This is a genomic window from Klebsiella sp. S69, assembly GCF_016516145.1.
GTDB lineage: Bacteria > Pseudomonadota > Gammaproteobacteria > Enterobacterales > Enterobacteriaceae > Klebsiella > Klebsiella oxytoca.
Window position 1 is genome coordinate 42,369 of sequence record NZ_JACVUU010000010.1, and the last position, 18,914, is coordinate 61,282.

Here is an 18,914-nt window from a genome sequence, read left to right on the forward strand (position 1 = left end):
TTCAGCCTTCCACGGGTGCCGTAAAGGGGCGCAAGCCAGCGCCTGCGCCCTCGCCTTCACGGCTTATTTGCCATAAATATCAATGCTAAAGTATTTTTTCTGGATAGCGTCGTAGGTGCCATCGGCGCGAATAGCCTTGATAGCGCCGTTCAGGGCATCCCGCAGCGCCGGATTATCTTTATTGACCGCAATCCCCACATCGGAAGAGATACCGCCGTCCTGAATGACCGGACCGGCAAAAGCGAATTTCTGCCCGCGCGGGGTATCAATAAAGCCGGTCGCCGCCTGGATATTATCCTGCAAAGCGGCGTCAATGCGTCCGGAGAGCAGGTCGAGGTAGACGTTATCCTGATTCGCGTAGCTGACGATCTTCACGCCGTGGTTGGCCCAGTTAGCCTTCGCAAACGCTTCATGGGTGGAACCGGTCTGGACGCCGACGGTCTTGCCTTTCAGGCTGGCGACCTCAGGCAGCAGCGGGCTACCTTTGCGCGCCACCAGCTGCGCTGCGCTGCGGTAGTAGCGGTCGGTGAAGTCCACTTCCTTTTTACGCGCATCGGTCATATTGAGCGAAGCGATAATGGCATCGAACTTATGCGCATTGAGAGCGGCAATCATGCTTTCGAACGGCTGCTTAACGAAAACGCATTTGGCTTTTAGCTGGGTGCACAGCGCGTTGGCGATATCAATATCAAAACCGGTAATTTCACCGCTGGGGGCCAGTACGTCAAACGGCGGATAGCCGCCATCGACGCCAAAGCTAATGGTATCAAACTGCTGGGCGGCCAGCGGCGCGCTGAGCGCCATGCAGGCCAGTAGTGCGGCAAGGCGTAGTTTCATTTCGATCTCCCCGGTGTCGGCGCAAAAATTAAAAACGCAGTGAGAGGCAGGTCAGGCCGCCATCCATTTTCTTAAATTCGCTGGTGTCGAGCTGCACGACAGGCATTCCCAGCTTGCTGATTTCGCCCAGGGTACAGGGGTAGCCCTGCGGCGTAATTAAGGTATCGTTGATCCACAGCGTATTTCCGGCGTAGGCCTCTTCCTCCGGGATCACGATACGGTTGAAGCCGCTAAACGCCGGATGGTTAACGTAGCCTTCCGTCAGCAGCAGCGTATTGCGGCCCACATAGTTGACGATCGATTTCAGATGCAGACCGGCGCTCACGTCAATCGCCGTCACCGTGTAGCCGTGCGGCTCAACGGCGGCGGCAAATTCGCGGATCCCCTGCTCATCGGTACGCGCCGTCAGGCCGATAAAAAATCGTTTGCCCACCAGCAGCACGTCGCCGCCGTCCATATGTCCGCTTTCGCTCATCTGCACCAGTGGACGAAACCCCGCCAGCACCGGCGCAATAGTATCGACTTCGCCCTGGCGGCTCGGCGCGCCCGGATGAGTAATCACCGCCAGTTCCGGCATGACCACCGCGGTATCTTCAACAAAGTGCGCATCGGGATATTCCGCCGCGGCAGGAAGCACGGTGACCTTCAGGCCGAGCTGCAGAAGGGTCTCTACATAGGCGAGAAACTGGCGCGTGGTGGCAGCGATATCCGGCGCGCCCAGTTGGGCGGTAGTTTGTCCTGCGCCGCAGGTGGCGGCCGGTAGACGGGCGATAGCTTGGGTAAAATGCATAAAGAACCCTCTGATAGTGGTCGCATTGCTTAAAGCAAAATCTTGAGTGAATTTGATTATTAAACAGATGCGCCTGCCAATCAGGCTGAATCACGCCCCGGGGCCGCTTATTCACGCTGTATATCAGCCTGGCTGCAACGCATTCCGCTGTGACCCTTAAGAAACAGCGAATGACCGGCGATAATTCACCGGGTTCCTCGCCCGGCTAAGCAAAATCGTTAAGCGAATTTTTCGCCTAACTATTCATCGTAACCGACTCAAGGAAAAGCGTTTTTTCCAGACGTTTCTGGACAGTCTTTTCATAATTCCTCCATTTTTAAGCGGCGTTCGCTGACTAAACTAGTATCATTCCGTGAAACGTTTCAGGATGAGATAGCAAATTAATGAAAGGTAGCAATAAAAGCCGTTGGGCAGCCGTGCTGGTGGTAGCGATCGTCGCGGGCGCCGCGTACTGGTTCTGGCAGGGTCGCGAAGCGGCAAATAGCGGCGCGCCGACGGCGACAGGCGCGCGTCAGCAGGGCCCCGGAGGCGGACGGCCCGGTCGTTTTGGCGCAGCCCTCGCGCCGGTACAGGCGGCAACCGCGACCAGCGAAGCGGTGCCGCGCTACCTTTCCGGCCTCGGCACCGTGACGGCGGCGAATACCGTCACCGTGCGCAGCCGCGTCGACGGCCAGCTTCTGGCGATCCACTTTACCGAAGGCCAGCAGGTCAAAGCGGGCGATCTGCTCGCGGAAATCGATCCCAGCCAGTTTAAAGTCGCCCTCTCCCAGGCCGAGGGGCAACTGGCCAAAGATCGGGCGACCCTCGCCAACGCTCGCCGCGATCTGGCGCGCTACCAGCAGCTGGTGAAAACCAATCTGGTGTCGCGCCAGGAGCTGGATACCCAGCAGTCGCTGGTCAGCGAAACCCAGGGCACGATTAAGGCGGACGAAGCCGCTGTCGCCAGCGCCCAGCTGCAGCTGAACTGGAGCCGCATCACCGCGCCGATTGACGGCCGGGTCGGCTTAAAACAGGTGGATATCGGCAACCAGATCTCCAGCGGCGACACCACCGGCATTGTGGTGCTGACGCAAAACCACCCTATTGATGTGGTCTTTACGCTGCCGGAAAACCAAATCGCCACCGTCGTACAGGCGCAAAAGGCGGGGAAAAAGCTGGCGGTCGAAGCCTGGGACCGCACCAATAAACAGAAAATCAGCGAAGGCTCGCTGCTGAGCCTCGATAACCAGATTGACGCCACCACCGGCACCATCAAGCTGAAAGCGCGCTTTACAAACCTTGATGACGCCCTGTTCCCCAATCAATTCGTCAACGCCCGTATGCTGGTCGATACCGAGCAAAACGCGGTAGTGATCCCAACCGCCGCGCTGCAAATGGGTAACGAAGGTCATTTCGTCTGGGTACTGAACGACGAGAATAAGGTCAGCAAGCACACCGTCACGCCGGGTATTCAGGACAGTCTGAAAGTGGTGATTAACGCCGGTCTTTCCGCTGGCGATCGCGTGGTCACTGACGGGATCGATCGTCTGACGGAAGGCGCAAAAGTTGAGGTCGTCGAAGCCCACGATGCGGCAACCGCCGCCGAGCCGGAAAAAGCCACCAGCCGCGAATACGGTAAAAAAGGAGCGCGCTCCTGATGCAAGTGTTACCGCCGAGCAGTACGGGCGGCCCTTCCCGTCTGTTTATCATGCGCCCGGTCGCCACGACGCTGTTAATGGTGGCCATCATGCTGGCCGGGATTATCGGCTATCGATTCTTACCGGTTTCGGCGCTGCCGGAAGTGGACTACCCGACGATTCAGGTGGTAACCCTCTATCCCGGCGCCAGCCCGGACGTGATGACCTCATCCGTGACGGCCCCGCTGGAGCGCCAGTTTGGCCAGATGTCCGGCCTCAAGCAGATGTCCTCCCAGAGCTCCGGCGGCGCGTCAGTGGTCACGCTCCAGTTCCAGCTCACGCTGCCGCTGGACGTCGCGGAACAGGAAGTACAGGCGGCCATCAACGCTGCCACCAACCTGCTGCCTTCTGACCTGCCTAACCCGCCGGTCTACAGCAAAGTTAACCCCGCCGATCCGCCGATTATGACCCTCGCGGTCACCTCTTCCGCCGTGCCGATGACCCAGGTCGAGGATATGGTCGAGACCCGCGTGGCGCAGAAGATCTCCCAGGTTTCCGGCGTCGGGCTGGTCACCCTCGCGGGCGGCCAGCGCCCGGCGGTACGCGTCAAGCTCAACGCCCAGGCCATCGCCGCGCTCGGGCTGACCAGCGAAACGGTGCGCACCGCGATAACCAGCGCCAACGTCAACTCGGCGAAAGGGAGCCTTGACGGCCCGGCGCGGGCGGTGACCCTCTCCGCCAACGATCAGATGCAGTCGGCAGAAGATTATCGCCGCCTGATTATCGCCTGGCAGAACGGCGCACCGATTCGCCTCGGCGACGTCGCCACCGTGGAACAGGGCGCGGAAAACAGCTGGCTTGGGGCATGGGCGAACAATCAGCGGGCGATCGTCATGAACGTCCAGCGCCAGCCGGGGGCCAATATTATCTCTACCGCCGACAGCATCCGCCAGATGCTGCCGCAGTTGACCGAAAGCCTGCCGAAATCAGTCAAAGTACAGGTGCTTTCCGACCGCACTACCAACATCCGGGCGTCGGTTAGCGACACCCAGTTCGAGCTGATGCTGGCTATCGCCCTGGTGGTGATGATTATTTACGTCTTTCTGCGCAACGTCCCGGCGACGATTATTCCCGGCATCGCCGTGCCGCTATCGCTGGTCGGCACCTTTGCGGTAATGGTGTTTCTCGATTTCTCGATTAACAACCTGACGCTGATGGCCCTGACCATCGCCACCGGCTTTGTGGTCGATGACGCTATCGTGGTGATCGAAAACATCTCGCGCTATATCGAGAAAGGCGAAAAGCCGCTGGCCGCCGCCCTGAAAGGGGCCGGAGAGATTGGCTTTACCATTATCTCGTTGACCTTCTCGCTGATTGCGGTGCTGATCCCGCTGCTGTTTATGGGCGATATCGTGGGCCGCCTGTTCCGCGAGTTTGCCATTACCCTGGCGGTGGCGATCCTGATCTCCGCGGTGGTGTCGCTGACCCTGACGCCGATGATGTGCGCCCGCATGCTGAGCCACGAGTCGCTGCGCAAGCAGAACCGCTTCTCGCGCGCCAGCGAGCGTTTCTTTGAACGGGTGATCGCCGTCTATGGCCGCTGGCTGAGCCGGGTATTGAATCATCCCTGGCTGACACTGAGCGTGGCCCTCGGTACCCTGGTGCTGTCGATTATGCTGTGGGTGTTTATTCCGAAGGGCTTTTTCCCGATTCAGGACAACGGCATCATTCAGGGTACGCTGCAGGCGCCGCAGTCGGCGTCGTTCGCCAACATGGCCGAGCGCCAGCAGCAGGTGTCGGCGGCGATACTCAAAGATCCGGCGGTGGAAAGCCTGACCTCCTACGTCGGAGTTGACGGCACTAACCCGGCGCTCAACAGCGCCCGCCTGCAAATCAACCTTAAGCCGCTGGACGAGCGCGACGATCGCGTGCAGACGGTGATCGGCCGCCTGCAGAACGCGGTGAGCGGGATTCCCGGCATTGAGCTTTACCTTCAGCCCACGCAGGATCTGACCATTGACACCACCGCCAGCCGCACTCAGTACCAGTTCACCCTGCAGGCGAACTCGCTGGATGCGCTCAGCAACTGGGTGCCACAGCTGCTGACCCGGCTGCAGGCGCTGCCGCAGCTCTCCGACGTCAGCAGCGACTGGCAGGACAAGGGCCTGGCGGCGTATATCAACGTTGACCGCGATAGCGCCAGCCGCCTCGGCATCAGCATGGCGGACGTCGATAATGCGCTGTATAACGCCTTCGGCCAGCGTTTAATCTCCACCATCTATACCCAGGCGAATCAGTACCGCGTGGTGCTGGAGCATGATACCCAGGCCACGCCGGGGCTGGCGGCGCTGGATAATATTCGCCTGACCAGCAGCGACGGCGGGATTGTGCCGCTGAAATCCATCGCCAGCGTCGAGGAGCGTTTTGCCCCGCTATCCATAAACCATCTCGATCAGTTCCCGGTCACCACCATCTCGTTTAACGTGCCGGATAACTATTCGCTGGGCGATGCGGTCGATGCCATCCTTGGCGCCGAACAGGCGCTGGAATTCCCGAGCGATATCCGCACCCAGTTCCAGGGCAGCTCTCTGGCTTTCCAGTCGGCGCTGGGCAGCACCGTCTGGCTGGTGGTCGCTGCGGTAGTGGCGATGTATATCGTCCTCGGAGTACTGTATGAAAGCTTTATTCACCCGATAACGATTCTCTCCACCCTGCCGACGGCGGGCGTGGGCGCGTTGCTGGCGCTGTGGCTGGCGGGGAGCGAACTGGACGTTATCGCGATTATCGGCATCATTTTGCTGATCGGCATCGTCAAGAAAAACGCCATCATGATGATCGACTTCGCGCTGGCCGCCGAACGCGAACAGGGCATGCCGCCGCGCGAGGCTATCTACCAGGCCTGTCTGCTGCGCTTTCGTCCCATCCTGATGACCACCCTCGCCGCCCTGCTCGGCGCGCTGCCGCTGATGCTCAGCACCGGCGTCGGCGCGGAGCTGCGCCGTCCGCTGGGGATTGGCATGGTCGGCGGTCTGATGCTCAGCCAGGTGCTGACCCTGTTCACTACCCCGGTGATCTATCTGCTGTTCGACCGACTGTCGCTGTATATGAAGAGCCGATTCCCGCGGCGTGAAGAGGAGGCGTAGGTGAAGTTTTTCGCGCTCTTCATTTACCGTCCGGTGGCGACGATTCTGATTTCGCTCGCCATTACTCTCTGCGGCATCCTCGGTTTTCGCCTGCTGCCGGTAGCGCCGCTGCCGCAGGTGGACTTCCCGGTTATCATGGTCAGCGCCTCGCTGCCCGGCGCGTCGCCGGAGACTATGGCCTCTTCGGTGGCGACGCCGCTGGAGCGCTCTTTGGGGCGGATTGCCGGGGTCAATGAGATGACCTCCTCCAGCTCGCTCGGCAGTACGCGCATCATTCTTGAGTTCAACTTTGACCGCGATATCAACGGCGCGGCCCGCGACGTGCAGGCGGCGATTAACGCTGCGCAAAGCCTGCTGCCGAGCGGTATGCCGAGCCGTCCGACCTATCGCAAAGCCAACCCGTCAGACGCGCCGATCATGATCCTCACCCTCACCTCGGATACCTGGTCCCAGGGTGAGCTGTACGACTTCGCCTCAACCCAACTGGCGCAGACCATTGCCCAGATTGACGGCGTCGGCGACGTCGACGTCGGCGGCAGTTCGCTGCCCGCTGTGCGCGTCGACCTCAACCCGCAGGCGCTGTTTAACCAGGGCGTGTCGCTCGACGCGGTGCGCACCGCCATCAGCAACGCCAACGTGCGTAAACCGCAGGGGGCGCTGGAAGATGCCACCCACCGCTGGCAGGTGGCGACCAACGACGAGCTGAAAACCGCGGCCGAATACCAGCCGCTGATCGTGCACTACAACAACGGCGCGGCGGTGCGCCTCGGCGACGTCGCCAACGTCACCGATTCGGTGCAGGACGTGCGCAACGCCGGGATGACTAACGCCAAACCGGCGATTTTGCTGATGATCCGTAAGCTGCCGGAGGCCAATATCATTGAAACGGTGGACAGCATTCGCGCCCGTCTGCCGGAGCTACAGCGCACCATCCCGGCCTCTGTCGATCTGCAAATCGCCCAGGACCGTTCGCCGACCATCCGCGCCTCGCTGGAGGAAGTCGAGCAAACGCTGGTGATCTCGGTGGCGCTGGTGATCCTCGTGGTCTTCCTCTTCCTCCGCTCGGGGCGCGCGACGCTGATCCCGGCGGTGGCGGTTCCGGTTTCGCTGATCGGCACCTTCGCCGCCATGTACCTGTGCGGCTTCAGCCTTAACAACCTGTCGCTGATGGCGCTGACCATCGCTACCGGCTTCGTGGTTGATGACGCCATCGTGGTGCTGGAAAACATTTCCCGCCATCTCGAAGCGGGCATGAAGCCGCTGCAGGCGGCGCTGCAGGGGAGCCGGGAAGTCGGATTTACCGTTCTGTCGATGAGCCTGTCGCTGGTGGCGGTATTCCTGCCGCTGCTGCTGATGGGCGGCCTGCCGGGAAGGCTGCTGCGCGAATTCGCCGTTACTCTGTCGGTGGCGATCGGTATCTCGCTGGCGGTCTCCCTGACCCTGACGCCGATGATGTGCGGCTGGCTGCTGAAAAGCGGCAAGCCGCACGAGCCGACGCGCAAGCGCGGTGTTGGCCGCCTGCTGGTGGCGATTCAGGGCGGATACGGTAAGTCGCTGAAGTGGGTACTGAAGCATAGCCGCTTAACCGGCCTGGTGCTGCTTGGCACCATCGCGCTGAGCGTCTGGCTCTATATTTCGATTCCTAAAACCTTCTTCCCGGAGCAGGACACCGGGGTGCTGATGGGCGGGATCCAGGCCGATCAGAGCATCTCGTTCCAGGCGATGCGCGGCAAGCTGGAGGACTTTATGAAGATCATTCGTGAAGATCCGGCGGTGGACAACGTCACCGGTTTTACCGGCGGCTCGCGGGTCAACAGCGGGATGATGTTTATCACCCTGAAGTCGCGCGATGAGCGCCATGAAACGGCCCAGCAGATTATCGATCGGCTGCGGAAGAAGCTGGCCAAAGAGCCGGGGGCCAACCTGTTCCTGATGGCGGTACAGGATATCCGCGTCGGCGGCCGTCAGGCCAACGCCAGCTACCAGTACACGCTGCTGTCGGACGACCTTGCGGCGCTGCGGGAGTGGGAACCCAAAATCCGCAAAACGCTGGCGGCGCTGCCGGAGCTGGCGGATGTCAACTCCGACAGCCAGAATAACGGCGCCGAGATGGACCTGATCTACGACCGCGATACCATGTCGCGACTCGGCATCAGCGTGCAGGACGCCAATAATCTGCTAAATAACGCCTTCGGTCAGCGGCAGATCTCAACCATCTACCAGCCGCTGAACCAGTATAAAGTGGTGATGCAGGTCGACCCGGTCTACACCCAGGACGTCAGCGCCCTCGATAAAATGTTTGTGATCAACAGCGAAGACAAGCCGATCCCGCTATCCTATTTCGCCAAATGGCAGCCGGCCAACGCCCCGCTGTCGGTGAACCATCAGGGGCTGTCGGCGGCATCGACCGTGTCGTTTAACCTGCCTACCGGCAAATCGCTGTCAGAAGCCAGCGACGCCATTAACCGGGCGATGACCCAGCTTGGCGTACCGTCCAGCGTCCGCGGGTCGTTCGCCGGGACCGCGCAGGTGTTCCAGGAGACCATGAACTCGCAGGTGATCCTGATTCTGGCGGCTATCGCCACGGTCTATATCGTGCTGGGGATCCTCTATGAGAGCTACGTTCATCCGCTAACCATTCTGTCGACTATTCCGTCCGCGGGCGTCGGCGCGCTGCTGGCGCTGGAGCTTTTCGATGCCCCGTTCAGCCTAATCGCGCTTATCGGGATTATGCTATTAATTGGCATTGTGAAGAAAAACGCCATCATGATGGTCGACTTTGCCCTGGAAGCGCAGCGCAACGGCAACCTGCCGCCGGAAGAGGCAATCTTCCAGGCCTGTCTGCTGCGCTTCCGGCCGATAATGATGACCACCCTGGCGGCGCTGTTCGGCGCGCTGCCGCTGGTTATCTCTGGCGGCGTTGGCGCCGAGCTGCGCCAGCCCTTGGGGATCACCATTGTCGGCGGTCTGGTAATGAGTCAGCTGTTGACCCTGTATACCACGCCGGTGGTCTATCTGTTCTTCGACCGTCTGCGGCTGCGTTTTTCGCGAAAAGTCCATCAACCGGTAAGCGAATAACATGACAGATCTTCCTTCCAGCGTACGCTGGCAGCTGTGGATAGTGGCCTTTGGCTTTTTTATGCAGGCGCTGGATACCACCATCGTTAACACCGCCCTCCCCTCAATGGCGCAAAGTCTTGGGGAGAGCCCGCTGCATATGCATATGGTTATCGTCTCCTACGTGCTGACGGTGGCGGTGATGCTGCCCGCCAGCGGCTGGCTGGCGGATCGTGTCGGAGTAAGAAATATCTTTTTTAGCGCCATCGTGCTGTTCACCGCCGGCTCCCTGTTCTGCGCGCAGGCCGCCACGCTCGATCAGCTGATTCTGGCCCGGGTGCTGCAGGGCGTCGGCGGCGCAATGATGGTTCCCGTAGGCCGCCTGACGGTAATGAAAATTGTCCCGCGCAGCCAATATATGGCGGCGATGACCTTCGTCACCCTGCCCGGCCAGGTGGGGCCGCTGCTTGGCCCGGCGCTGGGCGGGATGCTGGTGGAGTACGCCTCCTGGCACTGGATCTTTCTGATCAATATTCCGGTTGGCATCGTCGGCGCCATCGCCACGCTGTGCCTGATGCCCAACTACACCCTGCAAACCCGGCGCTTTGATATCCTCGGCTTTATTTTGCTGGCCGCCGGCATGGCAACGCTCACCCTGGCGCTCGACGGCAAAAAGGGGCTCGGAATCTCCCCCCTGTGGCTGACGGCGCTGGTGGCCATCGGCGCGGCGTCAATTCTGTGCTATCTGTGGCACGCGCGCGGCAACCGCAACGCGCTGTTCAGCCTGAAGCTGTTCAACAACCGCACCTTTTCTCTCGGCCTTGGCGGCAGCTTCGCCGGGCGCATCGGCAGCGGCATGCTGCCGTTCATGACCCCGGTGTTTTTACAGATTGGCCTCGGCTTTTCGCCGTTCCACGCCGGGCTGATGATGATCCCGATGGTGCTTGGCAGCATGGGAATGAAGCGCATTGTGGTTCAGGTGGTCAACCGCTTCGGCTATCGTCGGGTGCTGGTGACTTCAACGATCGGCCTCGCGCTGGTCAGCCTGCTATTTATGGCCGTCGCGCTCGCGGGCTGGTACTGGCTGCTGCCGATGGTCCTGTTTCTGCAGGGAATGATTAACTCCAGCCGCTTCTCCTCAATGAATACCCTGACCCTGAAGGACCTGCCCGACGATCTGGCCAGCAGCGGCAACAGCATGCTATCGATGGTCATGCAGCTGTCGATGAGTATCGGCGTCACTATCGCCGGGATGCTACTCGGTCTCTACGGCCAGCAGCATATCGGCGTCGATGCGGCGACCGCTCATCAGGTGTTTCTTTATACCTACTTAAGCATGGCGGTGGTTATTGCGCTGCCGGCACTCATTTTTTCCCGCGTACCGGACGACACCACGATGAATACCGTGATTCGTCGCCGTAAAAGGAGTGAGTCTTGAAGTTCTGGCGTCCCGGCATTACCGGCAAGCTGTTTATCGCGATTCTTGCCACCTGCATCGTGCTGCTAATCAGCATGCACTGGGCGGTGCGTATCAGTTTTGAACGCGGCTTTATCGACTATATCAAGCGCGGCAACGAACAGCGCCTGACCATGCTCGGCGATGCCCTGAGCGAACAGTATGCCCAGCACGGCAGCTGGAAGTTCCTGCGCAACAACGACCGCTTTATTTTCCAGCTGCTGAAAACCTTTGAGCGCGACAATGACGATCGCTCGCCGCCGGGTCGCGGTATGGGTCCGATGGACGAACCGCGTCCGGGCCCCGGCCCCGGAGAGATGCCGCCGGATGCCGCGCCGGACCGCCCCCTTGAGGGCCCGCGCGGCGATCGTGGCGATCGCGGTCCCGGTCCTGATATGCCTCCGCACGGCTGGCGCACGATGTTCTGGGTGGTCGATCAGAAAGGGCGCGTACTGGTGGGCCCGCGCGAGCGCGTCCCGGCAGACGGCACCCGGCGCAGTATTATGGTTAACGGCGTCGAGGTTGGCGCGGTCATTGCCTCGCCGGTTGAGCGCCTGACGCGCAACACCGATATCAACTTCGACCGTCAGCAGAAACGCACCAGCTGGCTGATTGTCGCCCTCGCTACGCTGCTGGCGGCGCTGGCCACCTTCCCGCTGGCGCGCGGTCTGCTCGCCCCGGTTAAACGGCTGGTTGAGGGGACTCATCGTCTGGCGGCCGGCGATTTCTCCACCCGGGTCACCGCCACCAGCAGCGATGAACTGGGGCGCCTGGCGAAAGATTTTAACCAGCTAGCCAGTACCCTTGAACGCAATCAGCAAATGCGCCGCGACCTGATGGCCGATATTTCTCATGAACTTCGCACGCCGCTGGCGGTGCTGCGCGGCGAGCTGGAGGCGATTCAGGATGGCATCAGGAAATTTACCCCGGATTCCATCGCCTCCCTACAGGCGGAGGTCGCCACCCTCACCAAACTGGTCGAGGATTTGCACCAGCTTTCCATGTCCGATGAAGGCGCCCTCACCTACCAGAAAAGCTCGGTGGATATTATTAATCTGCTGGAGGTCGCCGCCGGCGCGTTTCGCGAGCGCTTCGCCAGCCGTGGACTGTCGATTGGCGTTTCGCTGCCGGAAAGCGCGACGATTTTCGGCGACCGGGATCGCCTGATGCAGCTGTTCAACAACCTGCTGGAAAACAGCCTGCGCTATACCGATAGCGGCGGCGGCCTGCAGATTAGCGCCCGCCAGAGCGGCCAGATGCTGATTCTCGACTTTGCCGATAGCGCGCCCGGCGTCACCGACGAACAGCTGGAGCGGCTGGTTGAGCGCTTTTATCGTACCGAAGGGTCGCGTAATCGTGCCAGCGGCGGCTCTGGTCTGGGGCTGGCGATTTGCCTTAACATCGTGGCTGCCCACGGCGGCACTTTACGTGCCGGCCATTCGCCTTTGGGCGGGGTTAGCATTAAAGTAGAGTTACCTCTGGAACGTAATTTATCGAGAGACGTATGACTGAATTACCTGTTGATGAAAACACGCCGCGCATTCTTATCGTGGAAGATGAGCCCAAACTGGGCCAATTGCTGATCGATTATCTTCAGGCGGCGGGTTATGCGCCGACGCTGATCAATCACGGCGATCGGGTTCTACCGTACGTTCGCCAGACGCCGCCGCATCTGATCCTGCTGGATCTGATGCTGCCCGGTACCGACGGGCTCACTCTGTGCCGGGAAATCCGCCGTTTCTCTGAGGTTCCGGTGGTGATGGTAACCGCCAAAATCGAGGAGATCGACCGCCTGCTGGGGTTAGAAATCGGCGCCGATGACTATATCTGTAAGCCCTATAGCCCGCGTGAAGTGGTGGCCCGCGTGAAGACCATTCTTCGCCGCTGCAAGCCGCAGCGCGATCTGCAGGCGCTGGATGCCGAAAGCCCGCTGATTGTCGACGAGGGCCGCTTCCAGGCTTCCTGGCGCAACAAGCTGCTGGACCTCACGCCCGCCGAGTTCCGGCTGCTGAAGACCCTCTCTCAGGAGCCGGGTAAAGTCTTCTCCCGCGAACAGCTGCTCAATCATCTGTACGACGATTACCGCGTGGTCACCGACCGCACCATTGACAGCCATATCAAGAACCTGCGCCGCAAGCTGGAATCGCTGGACGCCGAGCAGTCGTTTATCCGCGCCGTTTACGGCGTTGGATATCGCTGGGAAGCCGACGCCTGCCGCCTGGCGTAACCGCACAGCCCCGGCTCAGCGCCGGGGCTGGCATTTTCTGTTATCCGCTCCCCCAAATAAGCCCCTCAGCGGCGCTTCAGGAAAAAACTGCGCCCTTCGGGTCATAATCTGAGAATACTGGCAAAAATAAGAAATACGTCACCGGCATGATATATTGCAGGCGGATATTCTCTATATATTCAACTGCGCAAGGAATGCCATGAGTAATATTCATAGAAAATATAGTCCACGAAATATAATTAACGCCCCTGATGTAAAATCGGCCATTATTTCTCGCAGCGAACAGCGTGACGACGGTAGTAGTATTCAACGCTGGCTAAGCAACCATTTTTTTCGCTGGGCTATCGGTAATTTTCCCCACGTTTACCCCGTACGCTCCGCCGCCGATTATGCGGTTTACTTTGGCGCGGAGAAGGCGATCCCCGCGTGGTTGATATCCGGGCTGGGCGGCGGCGCCTTTTACTATCTTAATCCACAGCATCCGCAGCTGCTGGCGACGGAAAGAGAGTTACTGGAGTTCCTGTCGCGGCTGGAAGGCACGCGGCTGGAAAGCAAACTTCAGCGCATTAACTGTTTCACCGTCCTGGACATGCGCGAGGCCGAGCACCAGAAAATGCAGCGCCTGCGCGAACGAGGCTGGTACCCCTCCAGCGACGACGCCGTTAAGCCGCTGATGAAGGTCACTGCTGGCCAGTGGGTCGCCTTCGATGCCGCCAGCCCGGCCTTGCGTAGTGAAATGGCCTATGAATCCTGGCATATGCAGCACTGCGTCGGCCAGTTCGAGGATAAAGGGTCACTCTCCGGCGGCTACGGCGAGTACTACGCCCGGCAAATTGAACAAGGCGCATTTCGCCTTCTGAGCCTGCGCGACGAAAATAATATTCCCCACGTCACCCTGAGCCTGAGGATAAATAATGACAGCATGAGTATCGATCAAATTAAAGGTAAGCAGAACCAGCATCCTGTTAAAAAATATGCCGCCGACGTTTTGGCTTTATTACATTATCTGCAACCACGTCCCGAGCGCCACGCCGATTGTGAAGGTATGGGGATCGTCTATGAAGCGACGCCGCAATTTGCTGGCTGGAAATTTATCACCGATGTGGTTGATTTTGATTTTTTACTCAACGTTCTGCATAACAATTTTTATTTAATGACGCACTTCCCTCACCCACCGGTGGCGCTACAGTGGCTGCTTCTGCACAGCGCTCCGGAGGCATTGCGCTATCTTCGGACGATCGATCCCAACGTGGCGACCGCGGCGGAAATGCTGTTCCCACAGCATGAATGGCACCCTACGCTTGCCGGGAAAAACACCTGCAGCCAGCCTTTTGAAATTGAGAGCCTGACGCTACAAACCACGCGCTACCGACCCCACACCGGAGAGAGTCCTTGATGCTGCTGATAGCCTTGTTTACCACCGCTTATTACCTGCGCTTACGCGCCAAAAAAAAGAATAAACAGCTGGTTGCCGCCCGCATCGCCGAGGAAAAAGAAAAGGACCGTCTTAACGATCTGCGCCGCGATAGCCGAAGACGCCAGTGGGCGCTGGCGTTAGCCGATCTCCTCTCGCACCGCAATGGCCTGCCGACAAAAGGCGTACAGCTGGCGTTGAAACTTGATGATGACCAGCGCCGCCACCTGACGCAGCAGGTAAAAAAAGAACTGGGCTTGCATCAGCACCTCGACGGCGCGGCGTTACGCCAGCAGATCGCCGAGATCCTGCGCTGCTGGCCGGCGGGCATGGGCAACTCGCCGCGCACGTTTTACCACCACCTGGCGGCCCAGGGCCGGGTTCGCGACGCGCTGGCGTTCGACTGCATGCGCACCGCCTTTCTGACGCGCTGTATCGCCGGGCTCGGCTGGTGCGACGAAAATCAGGCCTGGCTGGTTCTCCTGTTAAACGCCCAGCGGGCGCAGGATTGTTTTGCTTCGTGGGAAGATTACGCCACCGCCTACGTCCGCGCCCGCCGGGTACGGCTGGCGTTAATGGATACGCCAACGGCGGTTGCCGGACGCGATGTGCAGGAGGTGGCCTGTTATCTGAAAGCCTCCTTCAGCCGCTGGAAAACGCTGCCGTGGAATGACTTCAAAATTTTCGACCCGGTTTAAAAGGAGTGTTTATGGAAAAGGATGACCCACTGCTCACCGCCATGTTTGAGATGTGCAACCGTAAAAATCCCCTCAATGACGGACAGCGCGAGTGGTCTATCGCGGATCTTCCCGGCCTGTTGCGCGAAGGATGTTATGACGAGCTCGAGGCGCGCTATAGCCGGGCGCTGGCGGAAAGCCTGACCAGCCGCGAGGCGGAAAAACGTTACTTCCTCGCCTGGACGCAGATGTGCAACCATTTTTACGATATGGATGCGCTGGTCGAGGCCGGGCCTGCTGGGTTAGCGCTGATCAAAAACTGGCAGCGCGCCCGCCCGCGCTCCAGCTATGCCTGGCTTGCTGAGGCCCAGTACTGGAACCACCGCGCGTGGCTCTATCGCAGCTACGGCTGGGCGCAGGATACCACCCGCGCCATGTGGATCTGCGCCAGCGCCTGCAATGAGCGGATGGTCATTGCCGCTCTCTACGCCATCGACCTCGAACCACGCCAGTGGATGGCGGCGTCCCTGACCAGCACTAACTCTAAGGTCTTCGGCCAGCCCGACTGGCTGGCTGAGTTCCTTGCCGGCGCTGAGGTTGCGGGACGACCGCTGATGCAGGAACTGGCTGAATATCACCGCCGCTCACCGCAGGAAGTGGAGGCGCTGATGGCCCATTCCGGCCTGTCGTTTGCCGACGCGGTATGCCCGAATCTTCCGCGTCCGCAGGTACTGCCTGCGTGCGATGGCGACGCCGGGCAACGCTACTGGCTCGCCGTTTGTCTGGCGATTTTCCCGACGGCATTTTACGCGCTGGATGAGTATATTCCGTTTCGTATGCCGCGCTGGGGAGGATCGCATCAGGAGATCCGCGAACTTCTGGCATCAACGGTATGCGATCATCTTACCGCCGCCGAGCGGGAGCATCTGGAACTTTTAATCTGGTGGGATGACCATCGCGATCTGCGTATCAATGAAGTGGATTCACCGACCGAGCGGGAGCATATTATCGCCAAAGCCGAAGAGATTGCCCGGCGGGCGCACATGGCGCAGTCTCGCCACCATGCGCTGGAGTGGCTGCTGCTCTGCTATAGCGATTTAGACGATAAAGACGCGCTCTGGCTCACCCTGCAGCGTTCGGTCATGGAAAAAGTGAAGCTCAACAATTACTACACCGCGTGGGCGTTAAAGTTTGCGCTGCGCGATTTCCCGGACAGCGAGTGGATTTACAATTTCATCTGCCAGAATGCGCAACAAACCGAATACGGCGTGCCGAAAATCTATCGCGGCTACTTCCAGTACGCGGGGTTATTTGGCTTTGAAAAAGATGAAGCGCAGGGCGCCGTCTGGCTCGATAGCGTCGCCGACATTGAATACGACCATAACTGGCGGGCGGCGATAAAAGATTTTCGCTGGCTCGGTTACCCCGAATATCTCCTGCCTCTGGCCCACCTTGGCGCCCGGAGAAACATCCCCAGCGCGCTTAATCAGCTCGGGGTGGAATCTAATGCCAGAGATAACGGAGGCTTGTTGCCGTACGATCCCGCCATCGCCTTCGGTTACTGCCAGCAAGCGGCCGAGATTTTACGCCAGCACGTCGCGCAGCGCGACGCAGATAATAAATATCGCTTGATCGCCAACGGCGGCGATGACGGCTATGAACAGGACCTGCAGGAGATCCATTTCCGCATGGCCAACTGCAGCGAACGTCTGATCAACCAGGCTCCGCCGGCGGAAAAGCGCGCCGCTTACGAAAAAAACCTTCTCGATAATCTCTATCTGGCCTCCCGCTATGGCGATAAGCGGGCCTGGGAACTCTTTCTGCTTAATATCGCCGGCGTAAAAGATTTAGCGCTGGCGCACTCACATTTGCAACAGGTGCAGGAAGCGGCAAATAAAGGTTCGCCGGAGGCCATGGTGGCGCTGTCGCAGCTGTACGGTAACAAACGGGATAAAGCGCTTTATAATATGAAACAGAGCGCGCGCTGGGCGCATTTTTTCATCACCTTGTCCCCTGAACATGAATTATTCATGGATCTGGATGCTCTCCATTTCGATTCTTTCTGGAAACGCTGGCGCTTTGCCTGGTACACCTCACGCATCCCGGATTCCGAGCTGCCGGGGCAGGTCAACTCCATGGTGTAAGGTGGTTTACTCCCCTGCCCCACAGCGCTACAATGCCCGCCCTTAATGTGGGGGCACTCCCCAACTCGCCGCACCGGGTGCGGCGAATCTGACCTGTCATCAGAACGAGAAAATCATGTTTAAACCGGAACTCCTTTCCCCGGCGGGAACGCTGAAAAATATGCGTTACGCTTTCGCCTATGGCGCAGATGCCGTTTATGCGGGCCAACCCCGCTACTCCCTGCGCGTGCGTAACAACGAATTCAATCACGAAAATCTGCAGCTCGGCATTAACGAAGCCCACGCGTTGGGTAAAAAATTCTATGTGGTGGTTAACATTGCCCCGCATAACGCCAAGCTGAAAACGTTTATTCGCGATCTGAAGCCGGTGGTGGAAATGGGGCCGGATGCGCTGATCATGTCCGATCCGGGCTTAATTATGCTGGTGCGCGAACATTTTCCCGACATGGATATTCATCTGTCGGTGCAGGCCAACGCCGTGAACTGGGCGACGGTCAAGTTCTGGCAGCAAATGGGGCTGACCCGCGTCATTCTCTCCCGCGAGCTGTCGCTGGATGAAATCGCCGAAATTCGCAGCCAGGTGCCGGAGATGGAAATTGAAATCTTCGTTCACGGCGCGCTGTGCATGGCCTACTCTGGCCGCTGCCTGCTCTCGGGCTATATCAACAAACGCGATCCGAACCAGGGCACCTGCACCAACGCCTGCCGCTGGGAGTACAAAGTGCAGGAAGGTAAAGAAGACGACGTCGGTAATATCGTGCATAAGCACGAACCGATCCCGGTGCAGAACGTCGAGCCGACGCTGGGCATCGGCGCGCCGACTGACCAGGTGTTTATGATTGAAGAGGCCAAACGTCCGGGCGAATACATGACCGCGTTTGAAGACGAACACGGCACCTATATCATGAACTCGAAAGATCTGCGCGCTATCGCTCACGTCGAGCGGCTGACCCAGATGGGCGTTCATTCGCTGAAAATCGAAGGCCGCACGAAATCACATTACTATTGTGCCCGTACCGCTCAGGTCTACCGCAAGGCCATTGACGACGCCGCCGCAGGCAAACCGTTCGATACTTCCCTGCTGGATACCCTGGAAAACCTCGCGCATCGCGGCTATACCGAAGGTTTTCTGCGTCGCCATACGCACGATGACTACCAGAACTATGAGCACGGCTACTCTGTTTCCGAACGCCAGCAGTTCGTCGGCGAATTTACCGGCGAGCGCAACGGCCAGCTGGCGGCGGTGGCGGTGAAAAATAAATTTTCCGTCGGCGATAGCCTTGAGCTGATGACCCCGCAGGGCAACGTCAACTTTACTCTCGAACATATGGAAAACGGCAAAGGCGAGCGAGTGTCGGTAGCGCCGGGCGACGGGCACACAGTATGGTTGCCTGTCCCGGAAGATATGGTGCTGCAATATGCTCTGCTGATGCGCAACTTTACTGGTCAGACAACCCGAAACCCGCACAGTAACTAGTTAATTTGGGTTATTTTTTCACGATGTAAAGATATTAGAAACGGATCACATACCGTTTCGTTCAAAGCAGATATCA

12 protein-coding genes are annotated in these 18,914 nt (G+C 59.3%); 10 read left to right on the top strand and 2 right to left on the bottom strand.

Annotated elements, in window-relative coordinates; genetic code table 11:
• Positions 1-63: 63 nt before the first annotated feature.
• Positions 64-837: an ABC transporter substrate-binding protein gene (locus tag IAE27_RS11525; protein ID WP_016809226.1), complete on the bottom strand. Its 774-nt coding sequence runs from the start codon at positions 835-837 to the stop codon at positions 64-66.
• Positions 838-865: 28 nt separating this feature from the next.
• Entirely contained in the window at positions 866-1,627 is a 762-nt protein-coding gene (locus IAE27_RS11530; RefSeq protein ID WP_004113999.1) for a dimethylarginine dimethylaminohydrolase family protein, read from the bottom strand.
• Positions 1,628-2,010: 383 nt separating this feature from the next.
• On the opposite strand from IAE27_RS11530, the gene IAE27_RS11535 reads away from it, so the two are divergent.
• From IAE27_RS11535 to yegQ, 10 genes are all read left to right on the top strand, one after another.
• Positions 2,011-3,264 carry an MdtA/MuxA family multidrug efflux RND transporter periplasmic adaptor subunit gene (locus IAE27_RS11535; protein WP_115239400.1) on the top strand — a complete coding sequence of 418 codons (1,254 nt, stop codon included), beginning with the start codon at positions 2,011-2,013 and terminating at the stop codon, positions 3,262-3,264.
• Positions 3,264-6,386 carry an MdtB/MuxB family multidrug efflux RND transporter permease subunit gene (locus IAE27_RS11540; RefSeq protein ID WP_108704763.1) on the top strand — a complete coding sequence of 1,041 codons (3,123 nt, stop codon included), beginning with the start codon at positions 3,264-3,266 and terminating at the stop codon, positions 6,384-6,386. The genes IAE27_RS11535 and IAE27_RS11540 overlap by 1 nt, the downstream gene beginning before the upstream one ends.
• The gene (gene mdtC, locus IAE27_RS11545; protein ID WP_200092445.1) at positions 6,387-9,464 is read left to right on the top strand and encodes a multidrug efflux RND transporter permease subunit MdtC; all 3,078 of its coding nucleotides are present in this window, start codon (positions 6,387-6,389) and stop codon (positions 9,462-9,464) included.
• A 1-nt stretch (position 9,465) separates the two neighbouring features.
• Positions 9,466-10,881, top strand: a complete 1,416-nt coding sequence (locus tag IAE27_RS11550; protein WP_070556061.1) for an MFS transporter — start codon at positions 9,466-9,468, stop codon at positions 10,879-10,881.
• A complete protein-coding gene (gene baeS, locus IAE27_RS11555) occupies positions 10,878-12,407 on the top strand; it encodes a two-component system sensor histidine kinase BaeS (protein ID WP_070556059.1) in 1,530 nt (509 codons plus the stop codon). The genes IAE27_RS11550 and baeS overlap by 4 nt, the downstream gene beginning before the upstream one ends.
• Positions 12,404-13,126, top strand: a complete 723-nt coding sequence (baeR, locus tag IAE27_RS11560) for a two-component system response regulator BaeR (protein WP_004103744.1) — start codon at positions 12,404-12,406, stop codon at positions 13,124-13,126. Before baeS ends, baeR begins: the two co-directional genes overlap by 4 nt.
• A 199-nt stretch (positions 13,127-13,325) precedes the next feature.
• A complete protein-coding gene (locus tag IAE27_RS11565; protein ID WP_154022232.1) occupies positions 13,326-14,522 on the top strand; it encodes a PcfJ domain-containing protein in 1,197 nt (398 codons plus the stop codon).
• Entirely contained in the window at positions 14,522-15,238 is a 717-nt protein-coding gene (locus IAE27_RS11570) for a DUF1266 domain-containing protein (RefSeq protein ID WP_004103748.1), read from the top strand. Before IAE27_RS11565 ends, IAE27_RS11570 begins: the two co-directional genes overlap by 1 nt.
• Positions 15,239-15,249: 11 nt before the next feature.
• Positions 15,250-17,361: a DUF4034 domain-containing protein gene (locus IAE27_RS11575; protein WP_200092448.1), complete on the top strand. Its 2,112-nt coding sequence runs from the start codon at positions 15,250-15,252 to the stop codon at positions 17,359-17,361.
• 115 nt (positions 17,362-17,476) lie between these two features.
• Positions 17,477-18,838 (top strand): tRNA 5-hydroxyuridine modification protein YegQ, encoded by a 1,362-nt coding sequence (gene yegQ / locus IAE27_RS11580; RefSeq protein WP_154022234.1) that lies wholly within the window; start codon positions 17,477-17,479, stop codon positions 18,836-18,838.
• The last annotated feature ends 76 nt before the right edge of the window (positions 18,839-18,914 follow it).